The 24211-nt window shown below is 37.7% G+C and carries 18 protein-coding genes, 1 tRNA gene and 1 pseudogene; 11 read left to right on the forward strand and 9 right to left on the reverse strand.

Annotated features, from left to right (window positions below; genetic code table 11):
• From E1140_RS13180 to E1140_RS13195, 4 genes are all read right to left on the reverse strand, one after another.
• On the reverse strand, positions 1-2906 hold a 2906-nt coding region (locus E1140_RS13180), incomplete at its 3' end, for a DUF6443 domain-containing protein (protein ID WP_221412691.1).
• Positions 2907-2910: 4 nt separating this feature from the next.
• Positions 2911-6498 carry an RHS repeat domain-containing protein gene (locus tag E1140_RS13185; protein WP_155184476.1) on the reverse strand — a complete coding sequence of 1196 codons (3588 nt, stop codon included), beginning with the start codon at positions 6496-6498 and terminating at the stop codon, positions 2911-2913.
• Between the two features lie 86 nt (positions 6499-6584).
• Entirely contained in the window at positions 6585-6926 is a 342-nt protein-coding gene (locus E1140_RS13190) for a hypothetical protein (protein ID WP_155184479.1), read from the reverse strand.
• 473 nt (positions 6927-7399) lie between these two features.
• Positions 7400-7475 (reverse strand) — tRNA-Met (locus E1140_RS13195).
• 135 nt (positions 7476-7610) lie between these two features.
• Here E1140_RS13195 and era point away from each other — a divergent pair.
• The 4 genes from era (at position 7611) to E1140_RS13215 (ending at position 10860) form a co-directional block, all read left to right on the forward strand.
• On the forward strand, positions 7611-8498 hold the full coding sequence (gene era, locus E1140_RS13200) for a GTPase Era (RefSeq protein ID WP_185153576.1): 888 nt from the start codon (positions 7611-7613) through the stop codon (positions 8496-8498).
• Positions 8499-8575: 77 nt separating this feature from the next.
• Positions 8576-9880, forward strand: a complete 1305-nt coding sequence (gene der / locus E1140_RS13205; RefSeq protein ID WP_155184484.1) for a ribosome biogenesis GTPase Der — start codon at positions 8576-8578, stop codon at positions 9878-9880.
• A gap of 69 nt (positions 9881-9949) precedes the next feature.
• The gene (locus tag E1140_RS13210; protein WP_155184487.1) at positions 9950-10174 is read left to right on the forward strand and encodes a hypothetical protein; all 225 of its coding nucleotides are present in this window, start codon (positions 9950-9952) and stop codon (positions 10172-10174) included.
• 119 nt (positions 10175-10293) lie between these two features.
• Positions 10294-10860 (forward strand): SprT-like domain-containing protein, encoded by a 567-nt coding sequence (locus E1140_RS13215; protein ID WP_484494447.1) that lies wholly within the window; start codon positions 10294-10296, stop codon positions 10858-10860.
• Positions 10861-10864: 4 nt separating this feature from the next.
• Here E1140_RS13215 and E1140_RS13220 read toward each other — a convergent pair whose 3' ends face one another.
• From E1140_RS13220 to E1140_RS13240, 5 genes are read right to left on the reverse strand one after another with little or no spacing between them, the layout of a single operon-like run.
• Positions 10865-12082: an alpha/beta hydrolase family protein gene (locus E1140_RS13220; RefSeq protein ID WP_155184492.1), complete on the reverse strand. Its 1218-nt coding sequence runs from the start codon at positions 12080-12082 to the stop codon at positions 10865-10867.
• 21 nt (positions 12083-12103) lie between these two features.
• Complete coding sequence (locus E1140_RS13225; protein ID WP_155184495.1) at positions 12104-12691, reverse strand: hypothetical protein; 588 nt, start codon at positions 12689-12691, stop codon at positions 12104-12106.
• Positions 12678-13493 carry an N-acetylmuramic acid 6-phosphate etherase gene (murQ, locus tag E1140_RS13230; RefSeq protein WP_155184498.1) on the reverse strand — a complete coding sequence of 272 codons (816 nt, stop codon included), beginning with the start codon at positions 13491-13493 and terminating at the stop codon, positions 12678-12680. Before murQ ends, E1140_RS13225 begins: the two co-directional genes overlap by 14 nt.
• Positions 13480-14340 carry a BadF/BadG/BcrA/BcrD ATPase family protein gene (locus E1140_RS13235; RefSeq protein WP_155184502.1) on the reverse strand — a complete coding sequence of 287 codons (861 nt, stop codon included), beginning with the start codon at positions 14338-14340 and terminating at the stop codon, positions 13480-13482. The genes murQ and E1140_RS13235 overlap by 14 nt, the downstream gene beginning before the upstream one ends.
• A gap of 3 nt (positions 14341-14343) precedes the next feature.
• On the reverse strand, positions 14344-14580 hold the full coding sequence (locus tag E1140_RS13240) for a cytochrome b5 domain-containing protein (RefSeq protein ID WP_155184504.1): 237 nt from the start codon (positions 14578-14580) through the stop codon (positions 14344-14346).
• A gap of 66 nt (positions 14581-14646) precedes the next feature.
• On the opposite strand from E1140_RS13240, the gene E1140_RS13245 reads away from it, so the two are divergent.
• The 7 genes and pseudogenes from E1140_RS13245 to secA all read left to right on the forward strand — a co-directional run.
• The gene (locus tag E1140_RS13245; RefSeq protein WP_155184507.1) at positions 14647-15876 is read left to right on the forward strand and encodes a dipeptidase; all 1230 of its coding nucleotides are present in this window, start codon (positions 14647-14649) and stop codon (positions 15874-15876) included.
• A gap of 11 nt (positions 15877-15887) precedes the next feature.
• Positions 15888-17975: an OmpA family protein gene (locus tag E1140_RS13250; protein WP_155184510.1), complete on the forward strand. Its 2088-nt coding sequence runs from the start codon at positions 15888-15890 to the stop codon at positions 17973-17975.
• A 374-nt stretch (positions 17976-18349) separates the two neighbouring features.
• Positions 18350-18604 (forward strand): hypothetical protein, encoded by a 255-nt coding sequence (locus tag E1140_RS13255; protein ID WP_246202928.1) that lies wholly within the window; start codon positions 18350-18352, stop codon positions 18602-18604.
• A gap of 170 nt (positions 18605-18774) precedes the next feature.
• Positions 18775-21588 (forward strand): carbamoyl-phosphate synthase large subunit, encoded by a 2814-nt coding sequence (carB, locus tag E1140_RS13260; RefSeq protein ID WP_155184513.1) that lies wholly within the window; start codon positions 18775-18777, stop codon positions 21586-21588.
• Positions 21589-21611: 23 nt separating this feature from the next.
• Positions 21612-21851 (forward strand): DUF4834 domain-containing protein, encoded by a 240-nt coding sequence (locus E1140_RS13265; RefSeq protein WP_155184516.1) that lies wholly within the window; start codon positions 21612-21614, stop codon positions 21849-21851.
• Between the two features lie 63 nt (positions 21852-21914).
• On the forward strand, positions 21915-22694 hold the full coding sequence (dapF, locus tag E1140_RS13270; RefSeq protein ID WP_155184519.1) for a diaminopimelate epimerase: 780 nt from the start codon (positions 21915-21917) through the stop codon (positions 22692-22694).
• A gap of 66 nt (positions 22695-22760) precedes the next feature.
• Positions 22761-24211 (forward strand): annotated as a pseudogene (secA, locus tag E1140_RS13275) (preprotein translocase subunit SecA); the annotation flags it as partial.

Consider the following 24211-nt stretch of genomic DNA (forward strand, 5'->3'; position numbering starts at 1 on the left):
GTATTTATCTCCCAATTATTTACCTTATCCCCTAACTCATTGGTCAAATATTCATACCGCACAGTAGCCCCTCCTCCCGGCTGCCAGGCCTCGCCAGGTGAGCCTTGCTCGAGGACTCTGTTTAATGGTGATGGTTCGAACACAGTGACTGCATAAGGCTTGCTATCTCTTGTAACCTCACTGTTCACTTCATTGTAAAACAAATGCTGTTTTGAGCCTTCATAGTTACCAGATGATGATACAGTATTGTATTTAAATTGCTCTACATTTTCTTCTGATACAAAAGGTAAAAACTTAGTACTTTCCCTACCATCAAGGTCATAAATGATAGGTTGAACGATATCATTGCCATCACGAGAAGCTCCAATACTAATATTCTGAGCTCCTCTGCCTATGCCATCGAAATATCCGATATTATCGATAGAAGAAGTGCTAACGGTAATACTATTTATAGCTTCCTGTGGCCTGAAAGTTTTTACAGAATTCAAATACTCAGAGCACTTTAAACCAGCTGTTGCATCTATCACATAAGCTGAACGAAATGAACATATTCCTTCGTTTCGCTCAACGAAAAGTGTTTTATATGTTAAATCTGTTTCAACTACATTTGACCCTGCTAAGGGAACTGTTGAAGTCTCTGTCAGGTACCACCTATCAGTTTCATCATCTGTAGATAAAAATACCGACTGGTTAGCTGCACCACATTGCATATCTATTATTGGAAGGGAACTTATACTAAAGTCTTTATAATCAATAGTCTTCAACTGCCCCTGATTCCCCATACAATTCCCACCATCTGCACTTCTGGCTACTAAATAATATCCATTTGGAGCGTTAACCGTTATGGTGGCATCAATAGTGGATTCAAAATCATTTGTATTCTCAGCATTCCACACCCATACTTCACCGGCAGGAGGAGCACCAGAATAACCCAGCACAATGGAAGTCCCACAGGTGGAGATTATTTCAGGGGTTGGTGGAATAGATTGTGGGTTGGCAAAAACCTGTATGTAATTTGTTCCTCTTACGTCATATGGAGGACAACCTATTTCATAGGGCACATCTCTTTTGAAAGAATAAATTCCAGGAGAAGTCCAGGTAACGCTAAAATTTTCCCCAGAAATATCACTAATATTGCCCCCATAACCTCCAGTACTACTTACAATTTCAACAGCACTTCCAGTTCCACAATTGTAGCGAGACCCTAAATAATAGTTTACTTTTTCACCCACACATACAGTTTCTGTTGGTGCTGGAAGTGGCTCAATAGTAATAATCACAGAATTAGAGTTTTCTGTACATCCATTTTTTTGTACCACTGCCCAATACTCTCTTTCTATGCTTGAAGATGTAGGATTCGAAAATTGAATATGACTATTAGAAGTAGATTGAATTGGCCCTCCGTTTTCTCTGAATTTATAACTATCAATAGTTCCATTTTCACCTGATAGATATAGATACTTGTCTACGCTTACATAAAAGGAACGCTCTGTTGTCACATTATCGCCTATTGTTAAATTACCTGCAACCGGAGTACTTGGGATGGAGCTAACATTGTATTGTACCGGGCTGCTCCAACACCCATTAGCGTCCTTTACTCTATACCAATACCCTCCAGTTGAATATACTGTTTTGGAACCAGATTCTCCCTCATATTTTGAACTAACGTCCCCATTTGCTTGCCAATAAATGGTACCTGTACCGCTATGATTTAAAACAACCGAACCGCAGCCAGAAGCCTCAGAAATTGAACCCACTGGAACTTCATCTCTAACATTGAAGGTAGTTGAAACGGATTTGGTAGAAGTACATGCCCCAGTTAAATATGCTATTCTTGTAATTGTATAAGATCTACCAGGAGAAAGCTTGCTTGCAGGAATATCTAGGGTTGTAAAGGATGGTTGATATTCTAGGGTTATGCTAACATTATCATCTCGTTTCAATTGCCATCCATATGTTATTGTACTATTAACTGGATAACCCGAGATTCCAGCGGGATCTCCACCAACACTAACACCGACTCCATAACAGTAATGTGTTGCATTAGTTGAAATGGAACCGGGATTTAAAGTTGCACTCAAAATTTGCACATACCCATCACTTTCAGTCCAGTCATTACAATTATCTCTTACTTTGCGTTTAATGGTACCGTTACTTCCATAGGTATCAAGATCCAAATTCTGACTAGTTGCACCAACTATTGGACTTGAACCTCTATACCATTGATATTCAATACCCGTTCCAATTGCTGCACTTGCGGTAATGGTATTAGGAAAGGGATCACTTTCACAACCTTCAATATTATATGTCTGGGTTAAACTACCCTCATTGAATGAGGGTGGCATTGTCACAGTTTTAGGGACAGCTGAACTCCAACAACCATTTGTACCTTTAATCCTCGCATAGTAGGTGCCTGAAGAAGAAACCGACCGTGTATGCCTATATGTAAGATCTGTTCCTTCAGCATATGTCTGCCAATAAGTGTGGTACACAGAACCTGAATATGATAAAGTTGCTTGACCGCAATTATTTGTATAAGATAATTGATTAGTGCTAGGGGCGATAGGAGCTGCAGAAATTGTATAAGTTGCATATAGCGTTTCACAAGGAGAAGTTCGATATAATGTAAATGTACCAGCTGATGTCCATGTAACTTCATTAGTATTAGATACTACTTCAGGATGAATTGTACCACCAACTGTCCCCTGCCAGTTCATAGTGCCTCCTGGGCCCCCACTGCATCCTTTATTAATTGGCAGTTGAGAAATCAATGTTGTTTCTCCAACACATTGAGGAAAAGCATCAATGGTTAGAAACTTGATAAACAGCACGAGGAGTATATACTTTACCCATTTCATATCAAGACGATTAATTGGCAGTTTTATAATCTTTAAAATATCCTTCATTTTTTTAATCAAGTTGATAGTGATACTCATACTGCTCAATGATTTTATCATCATGATCTCTAATCAATAATAAACGTCCCAGTTTGTCATACTCAAATTTTGTAACCCTGCCGTTTGCATCCGTCATAGAAGTCATTCCTAACACAGGGTCATAAGTATAGCTGGTAATCTGAGCATCAGACAAACTGCTTTCCTGACGCACATCGATCGGAGAATTATTGTAGGCGGCTTCCAACACTGAGTATTCAGCACCCTGGGCCTTTATTATAGGTACGCTATTGTTATAGCCCCATAAGTAGGAGGTTACAATTCCATTCCTATCTTTTATTTCAACAGGTTGCCCATTACTGAATAGGAAGGACTTTGTAGGGTAATTGTTGTATTTATCATCCCTTTGAATAGCTCCAGAAACTATATCAACAGGAGAAAAGCTGCTACCTGGATCAGTAGCCTCGGTTGTATAAACATTTTTTAAATAGACATTAGCTGGCTCTGAAATGTCTCTGTTATATTCTAAAAGACTGCTCGATTGAAAAACATCATCTCTCCAAGAGCTCACTTCAATTTTGCTCAATTGGTTGTTTTGTTCCATTTGATAAAGAGTCGCCACATTCTCATTTGGGCTATTACTAAGTCCATCTGACAGGCAGTTATTATTTTCCTTACAAGCGCGAATACAGTTAGTATAAGCAACCCTGAGCTCATTTACTCTGTACTGATAATCAATCCATGAAGCTCTTCTACACCAATCCAAGTACGTACAAGGATTTTGATCATAGTCCCAGCCTAAAAACTCCTCATTGCACCCACCAATTTTGCAATTTTCATCTTTCACTAAGTACTGATCTTTTAATACCTGCTCCTGAGCAATAAAGTCAGCAGCACAAGAGGGGCATTCATAATTACATTCTGTTAAATCAGGTACATATATATTGAATGTCTCAATCACATCATTTTGAGAGGTTTGGGCAATTTGAGAAGGCATATGATGATAACTCGATCCATAAGTAGTTATTGATTCAATGTCTATTGAGTTCCCTTCATTATCATAGGTCTTTTCAATTTGCTTAGACCAGTTGAGTTTACCTGACCTGACATCATAATGAGTAGGTAAAGCAACAGCGTGTGTCTCATTATCAAAGGAATGCACATATGCGCTAATTTTAACACCGAAAACTCCAAGAGTATTTTCTTCATACTCTTCTGAGTAAAAGATCTCTTTCAGCTTTTCACCACCGCTGGCAAAAATGCGTTTAGATTTCAAATTACCGCGTTCAAAGTCATATGCCAGGGGAGCTACAGGATATTGAGGGTCTTTAAAGCTACATATACTGGAATCAACATCTCTTACACATACATCTTCCAGTGTATACCAATCTGGTGGCAAATTAAGATGCCCTTTGAACTCACTGATAATATAGCCTCCATCAGCCTGACGTTCTGTAACTTGATTATATCCGATATGATAACCTTGAATAGTTTGAAGAGGTTGACTGCTAACAGGTGATATAAAAGTTTGCACATTATTATTTCCACCTCCCATAATAGAACAGCCTTCTTCTGTTCCGTTTAAAAAACCAGATCTTAAGAAATCATTTTTAATCTTAAAAATATATGCTGGTATACTATATAAATTACCACTACCATATTCATAACTCATGGATAAAGGTGGTGAATCCATTGTGCCGAACTTATTGATTCGCTTAATTCTTAACCCTCCAACCATTTTATCTTGTGCCGGATCACATGAGACAGATGCCGAATAAACTTCAACCCTAACTCCTACTCCAGACCCACTATCTTCATTGGCATAACATCTAAAACTATAAGTCCCTGTGTTTAAAAAAATAAAATCTTCAATGGCTGATTCTCCTGAACCTATATTGGCTATTACTGAATTATCAATATATAGCCTTCCCGATCCACTACTTTCCGATATGAATTTAAAATAATAAGCACCTGAGGTCTCTACTTCCAAATCAAAATTTAAACCAAAGCCCGAGCCAGGACCACCCATACCTGCACTTGTACCAGATATTGCTCCCTCTTTCTGAAAAGTGCAATTGTTAATAGTAGTTACCCTGTTGGGTTCATAAATATACTCGGTGCCACCTCCTGAAGGATATTGAACGTACTTTAAAGCACCTGCTCTCATTTCAGGCCAATGTGCATCTCTATCGCCTCCATTATAATTGTTATAACGAATAGCGGGCATTAGGTCTTCATTAGTTTTAGCACCATTTGAAAAACCCCAATGATCCTGGGCAAAACTTATTCTTCTAGGCACTGAGGCATCATCGTAATAATGAAAATTATAAGGAGGAATCGACTGCACCGATGGTGAACCCATCTCATCAAACTCCAATTCTTGTAGAGAGATCAATTTTAATCTTTTTCTATCCAGCGCGAGAGTAGTGTTATATTGTGCAAGTAAGTAAGGTAGTTCCTCAGTTGAATTGTCTTCAAAGTAGCCATATGATAGTTTGTACTCCTTACTGTAATTGCTATGATTTGATTTTATTATAATCCCATCTAAAGACTTAGCCGCGAACTCACCTGTATTTTCTCCTTCTGATCCTCCTAAAAATTCACTTCCAACATCTTGCCTAAGATTATTTGCAACGAAATCAACTGATCCATTTGAAAAATCAATTCTGCTTATTGCGACACCTGAAATACCTGTTTTAATAAGTTTGATACTATTGTCACAGTTGGGCATACAAGGTTGAGATGAGATTGTGAAGTAACCATAGTTTTCTTCTCTGTAGGAAATATCAATTGAAAATTTGCTATCAGTAGATTCAATTTTGTTTAAATACCAGCTAGAATAAACTTGTGAAAAAGATGCACTACCACCAATAACGTCTGTACCACTTTTATCAACAGGATCAACATCATCTGGATCATCTGTTACTCCAAAGTAATACTTTACTCCAGCTGGAGTAATCATTTTAAACCCCTTAATATGGTCATATGAAAATGCACCAAACTCTTCTTTAACAATTGCCTCAATTTTAACATCGCTCTCGGGTATTATTACTGGCGTGTAATCTTCTCTGAAATAAAACTTACCACTGTATCCACCACAAGAAAAAGTAAAGATATCAGGCTCACTATCTTTCATTCCATCCAGGAATAACTTGTAATCAGGTCTACCATTAAGATCAAGGAAATAGTCAGAGAAGCCTCCGTTAGTAAAAAAAGAGTCGCCATCATAGTTAGGGTATTCATCAGGTTTTCCTTTTACAGTCCTTGAAACCACACCACCAGCATTTAAAGACCAGCCTGCGCCTACCCAACTTGCAAGCTCCATTACTTTTAGTCCAGATGCATGGTAAGATAAACTTATAGGAAGCGACAATGGACCCTCCTGAACAGTATAAATGGGAATATTGACTTCAGGAACGCCAGTATGTTGATTAACTGGAAAATCAACATGTTTGACTATTGCAGATGCGGAAGGTGAGACAATATTGACTGAGGGAAATTGACCATCTACATCCTGACTCTGTGCAAACGTATTCGCAAGCAGGCTTGTAACGATTAAAGAAAGAAGAAACTTTATTCTTCTTGTAACATACAGACTTGACATAAAACCGGATTATTTACAAAGAGTTACAAAGAAGAATAAAAAATAAGATATTAAAAGATCTGTTTTAATACATTTATTACATATAATTATAAAATTATTATATTTAAATATTTCATTGCATCATCTGACTTACAGTAACTTACATTTTTAAAAAAGTACGAATAATAAAGATTTACTACATGATGTTCAAACATTGGAATGACGTAATTCAGAGCGAAGACAATAGTATTCTCCTTGAAAATAAACCCTGTCTTAAAACCAACAGAGCTATTGAATACGCCAGCTGCATTATCATAAAGGAAGTTGTAGGTAATGATGGCCTGCATTTCTAAGAATGGAGCTACTTTGAATTTTCTACCAATACCTACTAACAGGCTCTTATTCAATTGACTTTGGTGATCTTCTTCAGTTCCTGCCACTTTGCTCATATTTTCACCTTCCAAGTAGCCAAAGTATACAAATCACAATCTTAACCTTCCATTAACTTCACCTGTAGTACATAGAGTTCTTCACCTTCGTTTTTTTTGTATTGAAGATCTTATCACCTCTGTCATGCCCTTTAAAATTCAATACATTTCAGACTTACATTTAGAGTTGGAATACAACAGAAGGCATTTTGAATTAAACCCTATTGTTCCCACTTCAGATATATTAATAATAGTAGGCGACTTATTGTGTTTGAATGAAGACGGATCTGTAGATGAAATTTACTTGCCTCGAATTCTCAATCACAAATAACAAGTGACTCTTGTCATTATTAAACTCTAAAAAAGCTCTCTTACCACTGTTTACGCCCAACATTCCTCACCTTTTCTCAGAATATTTCTCGTTTACGGATGGTTTACGGAAGGCACAAAAAAACCCTTCAAATCCGCCTCTCTTGGCTTCCTTGAAGGGTTGATGGTAGCGGGGACTGGACTCGAACCAGTGACCTTTGGGTTATGAGCCCAACGAGCTACCAACTGCTCCACCCCGCGGTATATTTTTGGTATTTTTTATCTCTTTATAGCAGCACTTTTTACCGCTTTCATTCCCCTCATTTTCAAAAGGATTACAAAAGTAGCTGTTGCATATTTAAAAATCAAGTACCTTTGCCAAATATATTTTTAAACTTGAAAGAATCTCCCAAACATAAGGCCGGCTTCGTAAGCATAATAGGCAAACCCAATGTAGGTAAATCTACTCTCATGAACCAAATGGTGGGTGAAAGGCTGTCTATTATAACTTCAAAAGCTCAAACAACCCGACATAGGATAATGGGTATTCTTAGTGGTGAAGATTTTCAAATTGTATATTCTGACACTCCAGGAATCTTAAAACCGGAGTATGCGCTTCATAAATCAATGATGAAGTTTGTCAATTCATCATTATCAGATGCTGATGTGGTGCTCTTTGTCACAGATATTTACGAAAACTTTGATGACAACATCGCTGACACACTGAGAAAAATAAATGTACCGCTGATATTCATTCTTAATAAGATAGATCAGGCCAAAGGCACTCAGGCAGAAGATAAAATGACCTATTGGAAAGAGCACGTTCAAGCTCAGGAATACATTTCCATTTCCGCGCTTGAGGGAATGAATATTGAAAATGTGTTTAATGGAATTGTAAATAATTTACCGGAGCACCCTGCCTACTTTCCAAAAGATCAGCTCACTGATAAACCAGAGAAGTTTTTTGCAGCAGAAATACTAAGAGAAAAAATCTTCACCAACTACAAAAAGGAAGTACCTTATAGTACAGAAGTAGAAATAGAGGATTTTAAGGAGGACGAAAAAATTATTCGCATAAGAGGAATTATTTATGTGGAGCGTAAAAGCCAGAAGGGTATTATAATTGGTCATAAAGGTGAAGCCCTAAAAAAAGTAGGCATAGAAGCGCGGCAGGAGATAGAAAGCTTTTTTGGTAAGCAAGTATACCTTGAGACCTTTGTGAAGGTCGCTGAGAACTGGCGTAAAAAAGAAATTAATTTAAAAAGATTCGGATATAATAATTAGCTAGAAGGCACAGGCTACAAGAGGTAAGCTTAAACTTATATCTTGCAGTCTAGATCTTATAGCTTGAAGCTAAAAAAATGGCAAATATAGTAGCAATAGTAGGTCGCCCAAACGTAGGTAAATCTACCCTTTTCAACCGCCTGGTTGAGCAACGAAAAGCAATCATGGATGATGAAAGCGGTGTCACACGAGACAGACATTACGGCCATGGTGAGTGGGTTGGTAAATATTTTACCGTAGTAGATACTGGAGGTTATGTTACAGGTTCAGATGATAAATTTGAAAGTGAAATAAGAAAACAAGTTGTACTTGCCTTAGAAGAAGCTACTGTAATTCTTTTTATGGTAGATTCATTCGCAGGACTTACAGATCTTGACAAGGATTTTGCTAACCTTTTACGTTCTTCTAAAAAGCCGGTATTTATAGTAGCCAATAAAGCAGACACAGCAGAGCGGTCGCATATGGCTATGGAATTCTATGCATTGGGTATGGGAGAAGTTTACCCTATAGCAGCCGCTTCCGGGTCAGGGACTGGTGAATTACTTGATGAAGTAGTTAAACATCTTGACGAAGGTATAGAAAACCCGGATTTAGGGATTCCTAAAATTGCTATCTTGGGCCGACCAAATGTTGGTAAATCATCCTTCCTTAATGCCTTATTGGGCAAAGAGAGAACTATTGTTACTGATGAGGCCGGAACTACGCGTGATGCCATAAATACTAGATATAAAATGTTCAATAAGGATTTTATCCTTACTGATACAGCTGGCATTAGAAAAAAGAGTAAGGTCAAAGAAGATATAGAATTCTATAGTGTACTTCGCTCAATACAAGCATTACAGGATAGTGACGTCTGTATATTTTTAATTGATGCTACACTTGGATTGGAAGGTCAGGATATGAGTATAATTGGGCTTGCTCAAAAATACAATAAGGGAATGATCATTATGGTCAACAAATGGGATTTGATTGAAAAGGAAACTAACACTGCAGAGAAGTTCAAAAAGGAATTAATATCAAAATTGGGCTTGTTGGACTATGTGCCTATTATATTTACATCCGTAATTAAGAAGCAAAGAATATTTCAGGCCATTGAAAAAGCTATTGAAGTTAATGAAAATAGAACTAGGAAAATACCTACATCTAAACTTAACGAATTGATGCTGCCAGAAATTGAGAATAACCCTCCACCAGCGTTAAAAGGTAAATACATCAAAATAAAGTACATCACTCAATTACCTGTTCACACACCAACGTTCGCTTTCTTTTGTAACCTACCACAGTACATAAAAGCACCATATGAACGGTATTTGGAGAATAAGCTAAGGAAACACTTTGATTTTGAGGGGGTTCCAATTCGTTTGTTTTTTAGAAAAAAATAACATGCCCTTGACCTGTAACTTTATTTGTAGCTATATTTGCCCCTTACAAAACCAAAACCTGTGAAAAATATGAAAAAGTTATTAGCATTATTGTTAGTAGTTGGATTTTCTCTAACATTTGTTGCTTGTGGAAACCAAGCTAAAGAAGAAACTGCAGCTGAAGAAGCAGTAGAAGAAACTACTGAAGCAGTAGAAGAAACTGCTGAAGAAGCTGAAGAAGCTGTTGAAGAAGCTGCTGAAGAAATGGAAGAAGCTGTTGAAGAAGTTGCTGATTCTACTGAAGTATCAGAGTAATCAACAAAGATTTCTTAGAGGCTTTAACCTTGGTTCTCCCAAGTTAAAGCCTTTTTTTATGTCCTATTTTTTATACTTCATTGACAGAAACACAAATATTTAGACTTTTAGAGGCACATGTGCCTGCTTCATCTGTTAATTACTGTTATAACTTGTGGGAAGAACACAGGTTTATGTTTAAGGTAAAAGCCAAAAGAGCTACCAAACTGGGTGATTATAAATACAATCCCTCGGATAAGTCACATAAAATAACAGTCAACAACGATCTTAATACCTATTCATTTCTTATTACTTACCTGCACGAGGTAGCTCATCTAATTACTTACAAGCAGTTTGGTAGAAAGGTATTGCCACATGGCACTGAGTGGAAGAGCAATTTTAAAAACATCACTCTTCCAATGTTAAGTACTGCAGTTTTTCCAGATGATGTCTTAAGGAAATTGGCTAACTACATCAAGAACCCAAAGGCCTCTTCTTGTAATGATCATCATTTGATGAAGGCACTTAATGCTTATGAGGAAAATGACAGCACATTTCTTTCTGATGTGGCTGTGGGTGCCACATTTAAACTAGGTGCGAGGGCTTTTAAAAAGGAAAGCCTCAGAAGAACGCGCTTTGTTTGTCAGGAAGTTTCTACTGGCAGAAAATACCTTATCTCCAGAACAGCACTGGTTGAATTGGTTTAGCCAATTATTTTAAGCGCTCAAAAAGGTTAACAGCCTCTACCAGGTAAGGCAGAAAACCAGAACCGTGATTTGCTCCTGGTAAATCAGTAAACGTAATATTACTTGGTGATGCACCAGCAGCAAGTAACTGATTATAAGAATCAACGGAATTTTGATATGGAACAGTAATATCTGCGGTTCCATGATACATATATATTGGCGCTACCGGAATCCAATTGGTAATGGTATTATCATTAAGTGCATCTACAAAATCTGAATACTTAGGGTCAGTATCAAGATTAACCAGTATATCCGGCTGTAAAAGGTCTGGAATACTGGTTGTTAATTGAGCGTTGATCTGGCTTCCGCTTTTTGAACCATCAAAAAGACCTGGAATTGCACTTGCATATGGTTCCTGAAAAAGGTCTGACAATGGATCATCATAACCATAAACAGATTGGTATGATAGTGCTACGAAAGCCAAATAAAATGGGTTGTCAAATGTATCTAAACTAAAGAAGTATTCCTGAAAACCTTTTACATCATACCCTCCTGAAGAAGGTGCTGATGCTATCAATTCAAAACCTTCCGGATTCTCCTCTTCCATCATTTTATGTGCCGCCAATGTAGCATACCCTCCTTCAGAATATCCTGACAGGAATGCCTCACCATTGAAATTATATCCTTCTTGAGAAGCAAGCTCTCTGGCAGCTCTCATTAGATCAACTACTGCTCTGCCGGCATATTCTGCATTGTGATAAGGAGAAATCAAATCACTGGAAGCTCCAAACCCGATAAAGTCAGGGATAACAAATATATAGCCTGCACTGGCTACACCGCTCAGTGTTAAAAATGTTTGTGTATTGACCGTAGGGGCCTCTGCATTGCTGGCTATAGTTCCATTTTGGAAACTAATCATTGGTAACGCTTCTGTTGTTTCTGGGAAAGTGACAAGACCAGAAGCTATAATTTCATTACCCAAATAGGTAGTTTTATATGTGACTTTATAATGCGTCACGTCATATTGAAACAATTCAGCCACCTCATTTAGCTCATCAGACCCACTCAATGCCACAAGGCCTTTGAGCTCATTTACTCCTCTTCCAAATAGCCTATCACCCTCATCTAAGCGATCAATCGCAACGACTGGCGTAGCTTCTCCGTCATCATCTTTACATGATGATGCAAATATGGACAGTGATAGAAGAAACAGAATCTGAAGTAAATGCTTGTTAATTTTCATAAATAGAATTTTTAAGAACTGTCAATTTAACCGTTTTACAATTAGATTATCCACCATTGCGCAAAATTGTTTCGGTCTCATAGTTCGCCAATTAGAAATATTTAGTGTACCCCCCATATTCAAATAACTGTCAATGTTAAAGTTCATAAACTCTTGAGCCACAAAATCCGCGAAATTAACAGCCGCTATCCACCCAGGAGTCGAATAATTATCCGTATCCTCTACATCTTCAAACCACTCTTCATAATAAGAATCATCAGAACCATGAAAATTAAAAACACTTTCTCCAACCAAAATGAATTTGCTTATCCCCTGCAACAACAAATGATCAATGATGTTTCTTTTCAGGTTCATAATGTCATTGTTAATTGCATCATTCCATTCTCCTATAAATTCAATAATTACATAACCAAGTTCATAGTCAGCATAAAGAATTTTAATGTAAAGGGTTTCAGAACCAATATAATCCCATGCCGGGTCTATGTAATACCCGTAAATAGTTTCCGTGTACAGGTCATAATTGTACTCCTTGCCAAAGTATGGTGAACGATTATCTTCGGCAGGATTGTAGATGTTTAACCAATTATAATATGGTTCAATCTCGTGCATTATTGCGAATGTATTCAATCACTTGTCTTACAGATCCATGCTTTTTCAGCAACTCTTCAGCTTCTTCTCTGCCAATGCATAATTCCTCCATCAACATACGGGCTCCACGATCTACCAGCTTATTATTACTAAGCTGCATATCCACCATCTTATTTCCTTTCACTCTTCCCAGCTGGATCATACTAGCAGTTGAAATCATATTAAGAACTAATTTCTGAGCGGTTCCTGATTTCATTCTTGTGCTTCCAGTCACAAATTCAGGACCAACCACCACCTCGATAGGAAAAGTGACGGCTTTGGCTAAATCAGAATCTCTATTGCAGGTAATACATCCGGTAATTAGACCTTGTTCTTTAGCTTTATTAACTCCACCTATCACATACGGTGTTGACCCAGAAGCTGCCAGGCCTATTACCACATCTTTATGGTTGATCTGGTGTTCTAGCATATCTTTCCAGGCTTGTTCAGTATCGTCTTCGGCAAACTCTACCGCCTTTCTAATAGCACTATCTCCACCTGCAATAAGCCCAATTACCACGCCATGTGCCATACCAAATGTCGGTGGTATTTCAGAAGCATCTAAAACACCTAGTCTGCCACTTGTACCGGCACCTATATAGAAAAGTCTGCCGCCTTTTTTTAGCTGCTTTACAATTTCAGGCACTAACGCCTCAATCTGTGGCATAGCGCGCATTACCGCTTTTGGAACAGTGCTGTCTTCATTATTTATATTAACCAAAAGATCACGAACGGACATCCCCTCAAGACCATCATAATTGGAAGGTGTTTCAGTTGTTTTCATTTTTTCTTATACTATTCTGATGAAATAAGGTTAGTCCAGCTATCGGGCTTTCTACAATATTTTTAAGATGAATGTTCAAATCAGTAGCTACTTTTCTCAAAATATTAGCGTAATGATAGGCTACAGAGCCTGTAAAGTGAACAGTAACTTTTTCAAAGTTTTCATAGTTCATCACAGTCTTTCTGTAAAACAACTCAAAGCCTTCTTTCACAATTCCATAAAAATAAGGGTCATTGATGTTCTCAAAAATAAACTTTGAATAAGCGGCTAAATACCGGCTTGGCATATGACTCTGATAAACCTTAGAAAGCACCTCTTCTCTGCTCAAAGAAAAACTAGTTTCAAACTTAGCTTGCGCATCAGCGGGCATCGATTTGCTAAAATATTCATTCAAAAGCCGTTTACCCAACCATGCTCCACTACCCTCATCTCCAAGTATAAAACCTAGAGAAGGTACATTATCAACAATATCTATCCCATTATACAAACAAGAATTAGATCCAGTACCTAATATGCAGACAATGCCTGGCTCGGTACCACATAAAGATCGAGCCGCCCCTAACAGATCATGATTGATCTCAATCTGAGATTTAGCAAATAGTTTTTTCAACCCGTTCTTTATTGCATTTCTGTTGTCATCTGATGAACAGCCTGCTCCATAAAAATAAATTTCATCCACCTCATCACTTACCTGGGGGCCGAGTGAATCTTTGAGTATTGTTGCTATTTTTTCCTCACTCTCATAATATGGATTCAACCCTTCTGTTTTGTACTGGACAATACTGCCATCACTTTTAATATGACGCCAATCTGTTTTAGTACTCCCGCTATCTGCTATTAATATCATAGATTAAATTAGCCTTCCTATGGCTTTAAATTTATCAAATACATTTTCATTGTGCGGAGCATCCGCCAACTCTTCAGTTAAATCCTGACCTGCCCAATGTTCATAGTGTTTACCATCCCTCCAAAGCTTAGATTTACTAACATCATAAATCAAACTTTTATATGCCACCCATACCTCTTCTCTGTCCTGCCCATTTCTAAGAGCAAGCTGCTGAACTGTAAACTGTGGTAATTCGGACATTTATCAGGTTTTTAAAGAGGTCAAATTTATATATCTTTCCAAACTAATCTTTAACCATCCATCAATATGAAAAAAATTAGCTTTCTACTTGCCGTTATAATTGTTGCCTGTCAACCTAAACCAACTGAACAGACAGTTGAAAAAGAATTAACGGATGAACAGTTAATGGCTAAAGCTGATAGCTTGGCTCAAAAATTTATAATCACAGACGGTCATGTGGATTTACCATACAGATTAAAAGAAAGTGGTTTTGACATTGAAACTGATAGTGACGAAATACTCAGTGTTGAAAAAGGGGATTTCGATTTTAAAAGAGCTGTAGAAGGAGGTCTTAATGCTCCATTTATGTCAATCTACATTCCGGCTAGCTTACAAAAAACTGGTGGTGCTAAAGAACTTGCTGATACTTTAATCAATATGGTTGAAAGTATAGCTGAGAAGTTTCCTGACAAATTTGCTGTAGCTAAATCAGCTTCTGAAGTGAGAACTCATTTTGAAGCGGGCATTATTTCACTGCCAATGGGCATGGAAAATGGTGCCCCTATTGGTGACAATATAGATAACGTAGCATATTTTAAGGAAAGAGGTATTAGCTATATAACCTTAACCCACTCAAAGTGTAATCTCATTTGTGATTCTTCTTACGATTCAGAAAGAATTCACAACGGCTTAAGTGAGTTTGGCAAATCGGTTGTTGAAGAAATGAACCGCGTTGGTATTATGGTCGATATCTCTCATGTATCTGATAGCACATTCTATCAAGTAATGGAATTATCGAAAGTTCCTGCTATTGCATCTCACTCTTCTTGCAGGCACTTCACTCCCGGTTTTGAAAGAAATATGTCAGATGATATGATCAAACTCCTGGCTGAAAAAGGTGGTGTTATTCAAATCAACTTTGGATCTACATTTCTTGATGCTAAGTCCAGAGAAGTTTCGACACACATCCGTGACTATGTAGATGCCTATGAAAAAGACCCAACTGATACTGCTTCTTATAACTATGTACAACGATATACTGCTGAAAATCCATTATTCACGGATGTTAAAAAGGTGGCAGATCATATTGATCATGTAGTTGAAATAGCTGGAATAGACCATGTAGGATTTGGTTCAGACTATGATGGCGTGGGAGATTCGCTGCCTATTGGCCTTAAAGATGTGTCTGCATTTCCAAATCTGATATTTGAACTGTTGAAAAGAGGCTATACTGATGCAGATATTGAAAAAATATGCAGTAAAAATGTTTTCCGAGTTTGGGAAGAAGTAGAGAAGTTTGCAAGCCAGAATAATTAATCAATCATTTTATGCTTAGATATTTTAGTCTTTTACTTGTTGTTATTGCATTACCGTGTTTGGGGCAGGAAATAATCAAGGAAAATCTTGGTCCTAATATCAATACGGTATACAATGAGTCTAAGCCTATCATATCGCCAGATGGTAAAATCCTATATTTCGCCAGACAGAATTACCCGGATAATTTTAAAGGAGAGAAAGATGATCAGGACATTTACTATTCGCTTTTCACAGACGGCAGTTGGTCGACAGGTGTAAATATCGGTTTCCCTTTAAATGACAAACACCCCAACGGAGTGAACTCGGTGGGTCTTGACGGAAATTCATTATTGGTTATCAATGCTTATGAGCCCAATGGCTCGGTGACTAGCGGAGCTTCTATAAGTAGAAAAAGTGGCAACCAATGGGGTTATCCTAAAAAGGTTTCTATTGATGATTTTTACAATGATAATGACTTTGTTGACTACTATATGTCAAATAACGGTCAGCACCTGCTAATGGCAGTTGAACGTGAAGATGGCATGGGCGATCAGGATTTATATGTGAGTACCAAAATCGATGAAACACATTGGTCCACACCTTTAAATTTAGGAGTTGACATAAATACTACTGAAGCTGAATTTTCACCTTTCCTGGCAGCAGATGATAAAACATTATTCTTTGCGTCAATGGGCTTTAAAGGTGAAGGGAGCAGTGATATTTATTATTCAAAAAGAATGGATGACACCTGGCAGAAATGGTCAAAGCCAGTAAATCTTGGGCCAGAAGTAAACTCCGATGAATTTGAAGGTTATTACAGCATACCAGCCTCCGGCAATTTCGCCTATTTTGTTTCCACAAAAACGGCCATTGAAAACTCTAAAGATATATTCAGAGTAACACTACCTTATCGCTTCAGACCAGACCCTGTATTATTAATCTCAGGCACCGTTTATAATAAAAAAACAAAAGGCCCTGAAGCTGCAGAAATCTCCTTTATAAATCTTCCGGTAAGAAAACAAGAGGGGTCAGCAGAGTCAAGTGCAGGCCGTGGAGATTATAAAATAGTGCTACCAAGGGGAACCATCTATGAATACCTGGCTGTAAAATCAGGCTTCATAGGAGTAGTGCAGTACAGAGACATGTCTAATGTCACCGAATATGCAGAATTTGAAAGTGATTTAGCATTAGTACCTATCGAAGAAGGTCAACAGGTAGATATTCATAACATCTTTTTTGAAGCCAGTGACACTACATTTGCACAGGATGCCTTTTTAGAATTAGATCGATTTACCAAAATACTACAAGATAATCCTAAACTAAAAGTTGAGATTGCGGGTCATACAGCTCAAAAAAGAACAGCCACCGAAAATCTGATTTTATCAGAAGGAAGGGCCAAGGCTGTAATTCAATACTTTGTAGACAAGGGCATTCACCCAAACAGATTAGTTGCCAAGGCTTATGGCAATACCTTGCCTTTCATAAATTCAGAACGCATAGGCTTTAAGCCCAATACTGATATAAATGATAGAATTGTAATGAAAATTCTATCAACCAACTGGACTCCTCCTATTGAAAATGACAGTGATGATGATGGTATTTTAGATGAAGATGATGAATGCCCCAACTTGGCTGGGTCTGCTGCTACCAAAGGTTGCCCTGACACAGATGGTGACTCAATTATTGATAAATATGATGATTGCCCAAGGCTGGCTGGTGTTGCTGAAAATAATGGTTGCCCGGAGATTACCGAGGCGACAAGAGAAGTTTTAAGAGAAGCCTTAAAAGGGATAGAATTTGAAACTGCCAGTGATATCATCCGACCAACCTCATATCCTATTTTAGATAAGGTAGTAGAGGTGATGATCAATAACAAAGATTACATGCTCAGAATCTCAGGTCATACGGATGATCAAGGCAATGACGACACCAACCTGATACTATCTCACAAAAGAGCTCAGGCTACTAAAAAGTATTTGATTGATCATGGCATTGAGGATGCCAGGCTAGACGCTATCGGTTATGGAGAAACCAAGCCAGTGGCTGATAATGCAACTGCTGAAGGAAGGGCACAAAATAGAAGAGTAGAGTTTGATATTGTTTTTGAAGGGCAAAATTAAACTGTCATTCGTCTTTAAATAATATCTATTTAGCCCTCAAAATTATACTTCTGTCTTATTCCCAAAACAGGTAAATAAAGAGGCCGTATCTTTAAGTGTTATGCATTTCTACAGGAAACACTATAAGCTCACAAGCCTAATTTTGTTATCGGTGACCTTCGCCTGTTTCGGATATGTTCAGGAGAAAATTTTCGAAAAGCTAAATCACCATATCTTCAGGAACAACTCGATTAAGGAACATCGAATAAAAAGTAGTAGTAACGAAAACGAAACCATCCCTAGTCTTAAATGTTATTAGCTCATTGCTAAGAAGACCTTAATAGAATACTGAAAAGCAATATTTTTTATTATAATTGTCTTGGTATTTAAAATCAATGATGTTCGGCCTTTTCAAAAAAAACAAAAAAGACAAACTCCCTCAGCTTACTGATATTGACGACAATCCACTGGTTGTCGGTGACTTAGTGGATGTACTACGTTATGAACTAGGAAAGTGTAAGCTCGTAGTAGTTGAAGAATCCTATTTTTATGAATCAATTAAATCAGGTGAGCAGGTTAGTTGGCTCAAGATGATTGATGCCTCAACTGACCGCCAAAAGGTTAAGAAAATAATCTCAGATTCGGAATGAATCTCTTTCTTAGATATTTAAATATGTAGCCTATTAAATATCTATTAAAAGATATTTTGGTTCATCATATTCATAACTCTTTTCATTACTTTGATTCTCATTGGTTATGATATACCTTTGTGCCAATTTGAGCACAAGTCATTTATTCATCGTTTTTCAACCACTAATTCATGCCGAGAGATCGTAGTATCCGTTCTATACTAATCATTGGAAGCGGACCAATAGTTATTGGTCAAGCTTGCGAGTTTGACTATGCTGGTTCACAAGCCGCAAGGTCGTTAAGAGAAGAAGGAATTGAAGTAATCCTTATCAATTCCAATCCAGCAACAATCATGACAGATCCCGTTACCGCGGATCATGTTTATTTGAAACCTTTGACCAAAGGGTCCATCAAAGAAATCCTTCAAAAGCATAACATAGATGCTGTATTGCCAACCATGGGTGGGCAAACTGCACTTAATCTTGCTATTGATTGTGATAAAGCTGGTATTTGGGATCAATTCGGAGTTAAGATCATTGGTGTCGATATAGCCGCCATTGACACCACAGAAGATAGGGAGAAGTTCAGACTCAAAATGATTGAGATTGGGGTCAATGTCTGTAAAGGTGACACTGCTACTTCTTTTCTCAAAGGAAAAGAAATAGCCCAAGAAATTGGTTTCCCTCTTGTAATTAGACCATCATACACGCTTGGAGGTTCGGGTGGCGGTTTTGTTCATACCGCAGAAGAGTTTGATAAAGCCCTAAATCACGGACTTCAAACTTCACCAATCCATGAGGTACTTGTTGAACAAAGTATTTTGGGATGGAAAGAATATGAGCTTGAGTTGTTGAGAGATAATCTCGGTAACATCATAATCATATGTTCAATTGAGAACTTTGACCCAATGGGGGTTCATACTGGAGATTCTATCACAGTAGCTCCTGCCATGACATTACCCGATACAGTTTATCAGGAAATGCGTAATCTGGCAAAAAGAATGATGAACGCCATCGGGATGTTTGCAGGTGGCTGTAATGTGCAATTCTCTGTTAATCCACAGACTGATGAAATCATCGGAATCGAGATTAACCCAAGGGTATCAAGATCATCTGCACTAGCGTCAAAAGCAACGGGTTATCCTATTGCTAAAATAGCAGCTAAACTTGCAATTGGATATAACCTTCACGAGCTGGACAATGCAATTACAGGTACAACCTCTGCATTCTTCGAGCCTGCACTTGACTATGTTATTGTAAAAATCCCTAGATGGAATTTTGATAAATTCGAAGGATCTGACAGAAAATTAGGTCTTCAAATGAAGTCTGTTGGTGAGGTAATGGGGATTGGAAGAAACTTCCAGGAGGCATTGCAAAAAGCTTGTCAGTCTTTAGAAATCAAAAGAAACGGACTTGGTGCTGACGGTAAGGAACTTACTAAGCAAGCTGAAATATTATACTCTTTAGAGCACCCAAGCTGGGACAGGTTGTTTCATATTTATGATGCCTTCAAACTAGGCATACCGTTTAAGACCATTCAAAATCTGACAAAGATTGATAAATGGTTCTTAACTCAAATTGAAGAATTGATTCTTCTTGAGAATGAAATCGAGAAGTTTAAAATAGATACTATTCCAGCAGATCTACTTAGAACTGCGAAGGAAAAAGGTTACGCAGATCGTCAACTTGGCCATTTAATGGATTGCTGGGAAAGTGAAGTTTTTAATAAGCGTAAAGAGCTTGGAATTAATAGGGTTTATAAACTTGTTGATACGTGTGCTGCTGAGTTTGAAGCTAAAACTCCTTACTACTATTCTGCATTTGATACGGAGAACGAATCAATAGTATCAGATAAAAAGAAAATTATTGTTCTTGGTTCTGGTCCAAATAGAATTGGGCAGGGTATAGAGTTCGATTACTCTTGCGTGCACGGTATCCTTGCCGCAAAAGAATGTGGTTATGAAACCATCATGATCAACTGTAACCCGGAAACGGTATCTACAGATTTTGACGTTGCCGATAAATTATATTTTGAGCCTGTTTTCTGGGAACATATTTATGAGATCATTCTGCTTGAGAAACCTGAAGGTGTAATTGTTCAGTTAGGTGGCCAAACGGCACTTAAACTTGCAGAAAAGCTAGAAAAAAATGGTATTAAAATATTAGGTACATCATACGATGCACTGGATCTTGCTGAGGATAGAGGAAGTTTTTCTTCACTATTGAAAGATAACGATATCCCTTACCCACAGTTTGGTGTAGCTGAAGATGCTGAAACTGCCATAGAGCTATCAAAAGACATTGGGTTCCCATTACTGGTTAGGCCTTCATATGTTCTTGGCGGACAAAGCATGAAAATTGTGATTAATGAGCAAGAGCTTGAATCACACATTATTGATATACTTAAGAAGATACCTGGCAACAAAGTTCTTTTAGATCATTTCCTTGATGGAGCCATTGAAGCTGAAGCGGATGCCATTTGCGATGGTGAAGATGTTTACATCATTGGAATCATGCAACACATAGAGCCAGCGGGTATCCACTCAGGAGACTCATATGCGGTACTTCCTCCCTACAATTTGGGTGACCTCATTGTGAAACAAATTGAAACCTACACAAAGAAAATTGCATTAGCGCTTAGAACTGTAGGCTTAATCAATATTCAATTTGCGATTAAGGATGACAAGGTTTACATTATTGAGGCTAACCCGAGAGCATCCAGAACGGTACCATTTATATGCAAAGCATATCAGGAGCCTTATGTAAACTATGCGGTTAAGGTGATGCTTGGAGAGAAGAAAGTAAAAGACTTTAAATTCAATCCTGTAAAATCGGGATATGCGATAAAAGAGCCAGTATTCTCATTCAATAAATTCCCTAATGTAAATAAAGAATTAGGACCTGAGATGAAATCTACTGGGGAGGCCATTTATTTCATTGATGATTTAATGGATGATTATTTTATGAAAATTTACTCTGAACGCAACCTATACTTAAGTAGATAAGTTTATAGTACAAAAAGATTATTATGCTCAAGTTCCTTTTAATAGTTTTTATTGTAGGATATGTGTTTATCAAAGGTCTTGGATTTTTCTTTAGAGTAATCCTGGGAGGATCTGCGGTAAACAGAAATACAAATCAATCACATACGCAACGTCAACCTTCTGGAGGTAATGTTAAAGTTGACTATATGCCCAAAGATGGGTCTAAAAAGTCCAAGAGTGATTTCAAGGGCGGTGAATATGTCGATTTTGAAGAATTGAAATAATAATTAATTAATTTGATATTCATTAAGTCCCGACATTGTACGGGACTTATTTGTTTTAAAGCAATGACATCAATACCATTTTATAAATACCAAGCCACAGGAAACGACTTTATCCTAATTGATAATAGAGATGAAGTTGTAAAACCCACTGTAGCGCTTGCTCAGCAGTTATGCGATAGAAAATTTGGAATAGGTTCAGATGGACTAATTCTAATTCAAAAACATGACACATCTGACTTCGAAATGGTATTCTTCAACCCGGATGGCAGTCAAAGTCTTTGTGGAAATGGTAGTCGATGTGCTGTTAACTTTGCACATAAATTAGGCCTGCTTGACAATGAAACCACTTTTTTAGCATATGATGGGCTTCATGAAGCACAAATATTGCCTAATAAAGAAGTGCGTCTTAAAATGAACAACGTACAAAATGTCAGTCATTTGGCTGATGGTACATTTGTTGATACTGGCTCACCGCATTTGATGGTGTTTACAAACGAGGTAAATAATTGCGATGTTGTAGAAGCTGGAAAGTCAATTAGGTATAACGATACATTTAAAGCCAAAGGTATCAATGTCAACTTTGTTGAAGTAAAGGATGATAACTCCATTTTTGTCCGCACTTATGAAAGAGGTGTAGAAAATGAGACTTTATCCTGTGGTACTGGGGTAACTGCCTCAGCCTTAGCATCAACTGAAAAAGGATTAGTAAGTCCTATCAATGTTTCTACAAAAGGTGGAAACTTAAGTGTAGAGTTTGAAAAAAATAACACTTCTGAATTTACTGAAATCTATCTTATAGGGCCTGCTAAAGAGGTTTTTTCTGGCACTATTGATATTGATTGAAATCTAAATAATTATAAAAAAAGACCTTAACTTTAAGGCCTTAAAATATAGAAAAAGCTAACTGTTATGTTAAAATTTATTGCGAAAGTATTCGGCACAAAGTCTGATAAGGACATTAAAGCTATTATGCCGATTGTGGGGGAGATTAACAGCGAATATGCAAAACTCAGCACTATCACTGATGAAGAGTTAAGAGGAAAAACCAGGAGTGTACGAGCTGAGATAGACGAATACCTTAAGTCAATAGATGACGAAATTGCAGCATTGCATCAGCAAGTTGAAGATAATCCAGATCTTGGAATCAATGAAAAAGAAGATATTTTCAATGAGATTGACAAGCTGGAAGAAAAGCGTAACAAAGAACTTGAAGACGTACTGATGAAGGTACTTCCTCGAGCCTTCGCCATTGTTAAAGAAACTGCGCGCAGATTCAAAGACAATGAAAAACTAAAGGTAACAGCAACACTTCATGACAAAACCATCGCCTCTCAAAAATCCAATGTTGAAATAGATGGAGAGGTGGCTTATTGGCATAACACATGGTTGGCCGCTGGCACTGAGGTAAAATGGGACATGCTCCATTATGATGAGCAGTTAATTGGCGGTATCGTACTACATCAGGGAAAAATTGCTGAGATGGCTACTGGTGAGGGTAAAACTTTGGTTGCAACACTTCCTGCTTTCCTTAATGCTTTGGCAAAACGTGGCGTTCACGTTGTTACAGTTAATGACTACCTGGCCAAAAGAGATAGCCAGTGGATGGCCCCAATCTTCGAATTTCACGAGTTAACTATTGATTGTATTGATAGGTACGAGCCAAATTCAGATGGAAGAAAACAAGCCTACAATTGCGATATTACATACGGTACAAATAACGAATTCGGCTTTGATTATTTGCGTGACAACATGTCGCGTGAGATTGGTGACCTGGTACAGCCAAAGCACCATTTCGCCATGATCGATGAGGTTGACTCAGTATTAATTGATGAAGCTAGAACACCATTAATCATCTCTGGTCCTGTACCGAGAGGTGACGAGCATGAGTTTTACGATTTAAAACCAAGAATAGCCCGTCTTGTTGAAGCACAAAAGAAAGTAGTACAGCAATACCTTATTGATGCCAAGAAACAAATTGGTGAGAAAGATGAGAAAGATGGTGGACTTGCACTATTCAGAGCTTACAGAGGTTTGCCGAAGCACAAGCCTTTGATTAAATATTTAAGTGAAACAGGTACTCGTCAGATACTTCAAAAAACTGAGAACTACTATTTACAGGACAATCAGAAAATGATGCCTGAGGCTGATGAGCCATTGTATTTCACTATTGACGAGAAACATAATAGCATCGAGCTTACTGAAAGAGGTCTTGATCTTATCACAAAAGATGGAGAAGACAGCAGCTTCTTTATTTTACCAGATATTGGTGTTGAGATTGCCAATCTTGAAAAAGACGAGGCTTTAAGTGATGAAGAAAAAGTAAAGCAGAAAGATGAGTTAATTAAAGATTATTCAATAAA

The organism is Fulvivirga lutimaris (assembly GCF_009711525.1).
Taxonomy (GTDB): Bacteria; Bacteroidota; Bacteroidia; order Cytophagales; family Cyclobacteriaceae; genus Fulvivirga; species Fulvivirga lutimaris.